This is a genomic window from Moorena sp. (assembly GCF_982860115.1).
On record NZ_CEYLVT010000309.1, the window covers coordinates 1 to 7,103 of the forward strand.

The following is a 7,103-nucleotide window of genomic DNA, read 5'->3' on the forward strand; positions in this document are numbered from 1 at the left end:
ACCATAGACAGCAATGTCTATGATGTCATGGTTTGTCCGGGTTAAAAGTATCAGATGCAAAAAATATTTTGTAGAAAAATTGACTCACAAATTGCTCACAAGGGGTGAGGTATCAGAGCAGTTTTTTTTCTAGTGAACCCACCAAGAAGGGGTGGGTTCATAATACATGCTTATTGAGACTGATGTCATCTAAACCTGCTTACTGGCTTGGTTTTATCAAAGTCTGGTTAGGCGTTATTGATGCTTCTGTCTGGCAGAATCCACCATAACACCGGAGACAAAATCATACAGGAAATCGAAAAAATCAACACCAGTAATAGAACTTGGCTCAGTTCGCTATCCATAGGTCTTACCTCTTTATTATCAACTCAGGCTTTTTAAAGCCTCTAGATTTATACTTCAATCTGACTCAAGTGTATTCCGGATAACAAATTCTGGGTAGTTCTTATGGTAAATATTTGTCTACTCTGGTGATACTTATAGTTAACTTATAATAAGTTTTATTGCAAAGTTGCTGAAAGTAAAGAAATACCATCCTAAATACAGTTGACTAATTATCATTACCTTCTCAGGTAATCGGTAATTGGTCACTGGCCTACGGCCAAGCCGACGCTGCGCGAACGCGACCAGTCAAAATTATCAATTAAAAATTAAAAAAAATACCTTACAGCGCTTTTCATAACTATCAGCTGCGCTTGATCCATTAATAATTAAATTCCCGTGATTGTCGCACTTCAAAAATTTGTAGCTGACTGAATTTAAAACCGCTATATATAATATCGAGTCAGGTGAAATGGGTTGTAAACAAGCCCACCTAATTCATCCTTTATACTTCATCTTTTATTCTTTTATATAATGCCCAGAAGATACTTTGTGCTCTCTTACCAAAGTAAGACTAACCCATTGCCCTTTATCGTTAAAAGAGCGAATCAGTCGCTGACGTTGGTTAGGTTGCCACAGCCAACCTACTTCTAGAAAGAAGGAATGACCTGGCTTAACCGTTATTGGACAAGTAGATGATGCCCCATCGGGCAATAATAAAACTTGAGTAGAAACAGCACCCTCCTCAAAATACAGAATTGAGCCATCAATCTTAGCGCTAGAGGTGATGGTACGTAATGATTCTCCTGTGCCAAATGTCAGTTGTTGTACTAAGCGGTTACTTTCATGATGCTGGAGTTTAAGGTGAGTAGGATAGATGTCAGGTGTCCGCAAATCAGAATAAAGGGTTACCGCCTCTCCACGCCACTCTCCGAGCAACTGTTCCAAGGTTAATGGTGGACGTTCTGGTGTATCCGTACCTGCCAGTTTTTCTCTAATTAAGGTCAACTGCTTCAGCTGACTCTCCCTGTTATACAGTTGCACCATCCGCAGACGACGGTTACCTTCAATCAAGCCAAATTCTGCCCCAAATTCGGAATAAGAACCCCACTGTAGTGCGCCTTGGGAAAACGCACCAGTGTCAAAGAACATAATATAGCGATCTACATGGGTGTATTCCAGAACTCGGTTGAATATAGCTTGTTCAGGTGGTAGATAGCGAAGAGTCAAACGAATTTTTTGGTTATCGTCGAGTCCTTCTATGGTGAGCACAGAGGGAATATCTTTTAACTGTTGCCCTTTTGGTGAGAATGTGGTAAAGGAACCATGCCAACTCCCTTGATTTTGCAAAAAACATTCCCATTGCGATCGCATAAGTAGTCCTTAGTGATTTAGCTGTGAGTCATTAGTCATTGGTCATCAGTCCTCTGTTACTCTAACCACTTCCCATGACACTAACCACTGACAAAATACCAGAATTAGACTGAATTTTGGTAACCTCATTTCCCGATAGCGATGCTTTCGAGACTAACAGCTAGGCAGCTACCGAGCAAACCCACTGAACCCCCCAGAAGCAAAAGCAGTAAAGGTAGCACAACAATTTTAAGTGGGTCCGGTGGCACCACTGTAGCGATAAATTCGATAAAATCAGGTCCAGTCCCTAGCAGATTAGTCAGAAATTGCCGCAGACCGATCAACAAAACCCAGGCTAGGGCTGCCCCAGCTACACCAAAAGTAATTCCTTGCAACATGAACGGCAGATAAATCCAGGATCTGGTTGCCCCAACTAGCTGCATAATCTCAATTTCCTGGCGTCTTGCGATCACAATCAGGCGCATTGTGGTGGTGATAACTGCCACTGCCGTCAGACTGAGAATGGTAGTAATGATCAGACTCACCCAGCCTAAACCATGATGAAGCTGTCGCATTTGTTTGAGAGTCTGATCCATATACTGCACCTCATCTATTCCTGGCAACTGTGACAACTGCTGGGCAAGAATTAGCACATCCTTTGGTTTGCTTACCTTTACCTTCAGTTCATCCACTAGGGGATTCCCTTCCAACTGTTCCGTAGCAGCAGCAATGTCGGAAATTCCCAGTTCCTCAACCAAGGATGCCCAAGCTTTTTCTTTGGAAATGGTTTGAACCGCCATCACCTTGGGCAGTTTCTGAACTGCTGGTAATACCATTTCTGCCTCAGCCCCTGGTTCGAGATAAACAGCCACTTCTAGTTGACTCCCCAACTGATTGAGTAGCCCACCTAACTGCCAGGAGGCTTGCCAGCTTATACCAAAGAGAAATAATAGGACAGTGACCGTGCTCACCGCCGCCCAGTTGCTCCAGCCGCCACGTTGTAGACCTAAGAAAGTTTCCCGCAGCAGATAGTCCAGTTGATTGAGAAATTTAAACATCCATCCCTGACTTGGTGTTACTGTTGGGTTCTAACCGATAAAGCTGCTAGTTTCAAGGAAAATCAAAAGCCCTAAAACAATTGTGGGATACCAAGAAATCACTTGAAACGTAGGATCTCAAATAATCCCCACCTATGGGCGACCAGGGAGAGTTAATCAAATCATTGCAACGCGCTCCCCATCCCCTCTCTTGGTGTGCGTTCCCTTGAGGAGATTCCCCCCAGCGCTTTGTCGCACCGCACCGCGAAGGCTCTTGGGGCGTGGGACGTGATAAACTAAAGAAAGGGAGGCAAGACTATAATAATAAACCAACTTAGCCACTCTGTCTTAGGTACTCTGTTGAAGCATCTGTCTGTTGAGTGTTCTCATCCCTTAGCAGCTAAGCGTGTAATCCTAACCATACCCTGAGTAACAAGTCGATAACCCCATGACTGCTGAACTTATCGTTGAAAAGAAAAAATTAGAGAATCCACCATTAACAATTCATTATCTAGGCGATCGCGTCCTGCGTCAGCCTGCTAAGCGGGTTGCTAAAGTAGACCAGAACATCCGGAAATTAGCTGAGCAAATGCTGCAAACCATGTACAGTGCAGATGGTATCGGTTTGGCAGCCCCTCAGGTCGGGATTAATAAGCAAATGATTGTGGTTGACTGTGAACCTAATAACCAAGACAACCCACCGCTGGTATTAATTAACCCAGAAATCAAGAGTTTTGGTAGCACCCCGTGTGATGGCCAGGAAGGTTGTTTGAGCATCCCCGGTGTATATTTAGATGTCACCCGTCCAGACGACATTGAAGTAGCCTACAAGGATGAGAACGGACGCCCTAGAACCTTAAAGACGAATGGATTACTATCTCGCGTCATTCAGCATGAGATAGACCACCTTAAAGGAGTGATGTTTGTTGATAGGGTGCAAAATGGTCTAGCCTTAACTGAAGAATTGAATAAGCATGGGTTCTCACCCCAAGCGGTGAAACCAATTAAATAACTATACCAAACTGATTTGATTTGGGAAACCTCTGATGATGTCGTGATGGGGTGATCGAAAAGACTCTAACGACCTGTTATTGTTCAATTTTAAATTACGCTTGCTATAGTCACAGTAATCTTTCTACTCCCTTAACCTTCTATAATTTACTGAACTGTGACTGCTCTTATAAACTTGATATCAAGTTCGGTTAATCACTTATAATACGGTTTATATTATCAGTATAAATTAAGGTATAAATTAAAAATTTGCAATTGTTACTATTCAATTAATTAACTAACACCCAATCATGGTAAATAGTAAAACCGACTAGATATGACCTATGAATTAGCGGTTAGCTCTAATTTATTGTGCCATAGCTAATTTAAATATTAGGATTTCTGATCAAAATAATCTGTCACAAAAAAGCTTATGATGACACCAAAAAGTGCTCTGTTTTTGATGATTGCCTGTGTTGCTGGGATTGCGGCTGTGGGTTCAATTTTTGAACTTTCCTATGGTGACCCTGAGTTAGGTAAGTTGGTGACTGGAATTATCCTCGCTGCTAGTATTCCTATTGGTGGTCTCTCTTTCTACCTAGCGGTGCTTGATGCCAGGGCGAATATAAAGGGCTAAGGACATTTGAAAAAATAGTAGTGCATTCGTTTGGTGGTGCAATTCCTTTCTTGATACAGTCGCTCATGGGGGTTTTGCATCCAGACAGGGTCGATGTTTCCTCTATCTGTGTTGATCGATAGATAGGCATTGGTAATAAACGTCGTTGAAACTAGAATCTCCTGCCGGATTAGCATGGGGAGTGTGAATAACCAATAACGACCAAAGTAGCAATGACTGGTCAAGTTTACAGTGGATTTCTGCGCCAGCTTTCCACTAGTGATAACAAAGAGATACTCGCCCTACTACCCCTTTCTGAATTAGAGGATAACGTCATTGGACGTGACCCTAACTGTCAAATTTCCTTAGATCCCTATCGCTACGTCAGCGTATCGCGCCGTCATGCGGTAATTAGCCCTCTGACCCCTCTAAAAAATGGTTGTCCCCGCTGGGAAATTTGTGACCTTGATAGTGTCAATGGCACCTATGTGAATGGCGAATATTTGCAGGGTTGTAAGCAATTGCAGTCAGGGGATCGGATTGAGTTGGGTCACGATGGTCCAAAATTCATCTTTGAGTGCGAGGTAACGACATCCCTTGATTTACCATCTATCCCATCCCAAACTATTGCCATAGAAAAACCCCTAAAACCGATTAGCAAGATACCAAAGCCTCAGACGGATTATGTCACCTTTACCCAACTGTTTCCCATCTTGTCAACAGGACGGGATTTAAATCAGAAAGCTTTTTTGGCTCCTGGTATCGTGACTGTACTCTTTGTGGTATCAATGTTTGCTGCAGTTGGTCAACCAGTAGTTTTTAATCTTTTGCTAGCTGCCTACTTGGCAGGATTAGCCTATTACTTTGTTTACCAACTTTGTGGCAAACCTAAACCTTGGTGGGTGCTGCTGGGTAGTACTCTATCCACCAGTTTAATTTTGGTCAGTCCGCTGCTGCCCCTATTTATCAAAATTTTTCGGGGAATTTTACCTGGCGATATACCACAACTAGGTGAAGTTGTCAACTTGACTACTTTATTCATCCGGATGTTTTTTGGTGCTGGGTTAATGGAAGAGTTGCTCAAGGCTATACCTATGCTTGGACTATATGCTTTGGGACATTTCCTGCGTACTCCTTGGCGAGAAAGAATTGGTGTCTGGGAACCCCTCGATGGAATTTTATTGGGGACAGCATCGGGGGTGGGATTTACCTTGGTAGAAACCTTAGGGCAATATGTGCCGAATATTATAGACGGTGTGATACTGCCAACTACTGAATTGGAGGGTGACCTGTTAGGATTGCAGTTGCTGATTCCTCGGGTTCTTGGGTCAGTGGCAGGACACATGGCTTATAGTGGATACTTCGGATATTTTATTGGGTTAAGCGTCCTCAAACCCCGTAAGCGTTGGCAGATCATAGGTATTGGCTATCTGAATGCTTCTGCTCTGCATGCCTTGTGGAATGCCATGGGATATGTTAATAGTATACTCTTGGCAATAGTTGGGGTTGTGTCCTACGTCTTTTTAACAGCAGCAATTCTCAAAGCAAGGGCACTATCACCAACGCGATCGCAAAACTTCGCCACCCAATTTTTTAAAAATTAGGGATAATTATGAAAGTTTAAGCTTTAAAGTGTAAGGTTTAAAGTTGACAATTTTAAGTTTACCCTTTAAAGAGGTTTAGACGTTTAGCCGATCATGTTAACTACAAACTTTAAGCACAACTAGGATTTACACTTCATAATTCATAATTGCTAATTCATAATTAGCAGCTGTTGGAAAAACAATGAATTCCATGAACATCAAACTCACAATTTTCACCACTGCGGCTTTACTAACCACGACCAGCCTAAGCACCATTGCTAAAGCTGAAAATCTAGCTCATACTCAACAGTTACTGTCAAGCAAACAGTGTCAAGGGTGTGATTTAACTAGGGTAGGTTTGATTATGGCTGACTTAGTGGGTGCTAATCTCGCTGGGGCTGACTTGAGTCGTGCTAATCTCAGCCGTGCTAATTTGACAGGAGCTGACCTGAGTGGTGCCAATCTCAGTGGTGCTTCTCTCAATGGTGCTAATCTTACTGGTGCTAATCTTGCTGGTGCTAACTTATTTAGTACTGACCTGAGGGAAGCGTTTTTAGTTAATGCCCAATTGTATGGTGTGAGCTTGAGTAATGCTTATATACAAGGAACGATTGGTATTCCAGATTATGCAGGTACCCCAGAAGATTTCTATGCGTGGGGAGTAGTAGAAGCCAAAAGAGGTAACTACAAAACTGCCATAGAGTATTACGACAAAACCTTGACCATGAAGCCTGACTTTGCTCCAGCTTTTCTGGCTCGTGGTATGGCTCGTTTCCGACTGGGAGAGGAAATAGCAGCGACCCAAGATGGCACTATTGCTAGTGAACTGTTTAAAGAACAAGGAAATATTCCTGGATACCAAGCGTCACAGAGTTTGGTTAAAGGGATAGAAATTGCCCAAAATTCTGCAACCTCTAAAGGAGGTTCTAATTTAGGCAACACCTTGGCATCGGTTGGTAGCATACTCTTGAGATTTCTTTCTCCCTTTTAAGTTGGTATTTTAAGTGGCTAAATTTTAGTAACTGGCTAAATTTTAGGTGTGGGCTGATGGCCAAGCACAAGTATCCGTATTTCCTAGAACTATCCCTATTTCCTAAAATCTAAAACCTCCTCAGGTCAAGATTACCTAAGGAGGTTTTAGTCTAAATTAATTATCCTGGCACTGAGCTATTTTAGCAGGCAGCTACCCACCAACTATCTTCG

6 protein-coding genes are annotated in these 7,103 nt (G+C 42.6%); 4 read left to right on the top strand and 2 right to left on the bottom strand.

The window, feature by feature from the left end:
- Nucleotides 1–840: 840 nt before the first annotated feature.
- Nucleotides 841–1,695, bottom strand: coding sequence for a DUF3598 family protein (locus tag AC4II3_RS29985; protein ID WP_488015267.1), 855 nt, complete (start codon nucleotides 1,693–1,695; stop codon nucleotides 841–843).
- Between the two features lie 125 nt (nucleotides 1,696–1,820).
- Nucleotides 1,821–2,732: a cell division protein FtsX gene (locus AC4II3_RS29990; protein ID WP_488015269.1), complete on the bottom strand. Its 912-nt coding sequence runs from the start codon at nucleotides 2,730–2,732 to the stop codon at nucleotides 1,821–1,823.
- A gap of 427 nt (nucleotides 2,733–3,159) precedes the next feature.
- On the opposite strand from AC4II3_RS29990, the gene def reads away from it, so the two are divergent.
- The 4 genes from def (at nucleotide 3,160) to AC4II3_RS30010 (ending at nucleotide 6,891) form a co-directional block, all read left to right on the top strand.
- Complete coding sequence (gene def, locus AC4II3_RS29995) at nucleotides 3,160–3,723, top strand: peptide deformylase (RefSeq protein WP_488015271.1); 564 nt, start codon at nucleotides 3,160–3,162, stop codon at nucleotides 3,721–3,723.
- Nucleotides 3,724–4,137: 414 nt separating this feature from the next.
- Nucleotides 4,138–4,338 (top strand): hypothetical protein, encoded by a 201-nt coding sequence (locus AC4II3_RS30000; protein ID WP_070391807.1) that lies wholly within the window; start codon nucleotides 4,138–4,140, stop codon nucleotides 4,336–4,338.
- Between the two features lie 212 nt (nucleotides 4,339–4,550).
- Nucleotides 4,551–5,921, top strand: coding sequence for a PrsW family glutamic-type intramembrane protease (locus AC4II3_RS30005; RefSeq protein WP_488015273.1), 1,371 nt, complete (start codon nucleotides 4,551–4,553; stop codon nucleotides 5,919–5,921).
- Nucleotides 5,922–6,111: 190 nt separating this feature from the next.
- The gene (locus AC4II3_RS30010; protein ID WP_488015275.1) at nucleotides 6,112–6,891 is read left to right on the top strand and encodes a pentapeptide repeat-containing protein; all 780 of its coding nucleotides are present in this window, start codon (nucleotides 6,112–6,114) and stop codon (nucleotides 6,889–6,891) included.
- Nucleotides 6,892–7,103: the final 212 nt, after the last annotated feature.

Bases quoted from the DNA above. Each gene is read 5' to 3' on its own strand.
- AC4II3_RS30010 (WP_488015275.1), top strand. From the start codon at position 6,112: ATGAACATCAAACTCACAATTTTCACCACTGCGGCTTTACTAACCACG.
- def (WP_488015271.1), top strand. From the start codon at position 3,160: ATGACTGCTGAACTTATCGTTGAAAAGAAAAAATTAGAGAATCCACCA.
- AC4II3_RS29990 (WP_488015269.1), bottom strand. From the start codon at position 2,732: ATGTTTAAATTTCTCAATCAACTGGACTATCTGCTGCGGGAAACTTTC.
- AC4II3_RS29985 (WP_488015267.1), bottom strand. From the start codon at position 1,695: ATGCGATCGCAATGGGAATGTTTTTTGCAAAATCAAGGGAGTTGGCAT.
- AC4II3_RS30000 (WP_070391807.1), top strand. From the start codon at position 4,138: ATGACACCAAAAAGTGCTCTGTTTTTGATGATTGCCTGTGTTGCTGGG.
- AC4II3_RS30005 (WP_488015273.1), top strand. From the start codon at position 4,551: ATGACTGGTCAAGTTTACAGTGGATTTCTGCGCCAGCTTTCCACTAGT.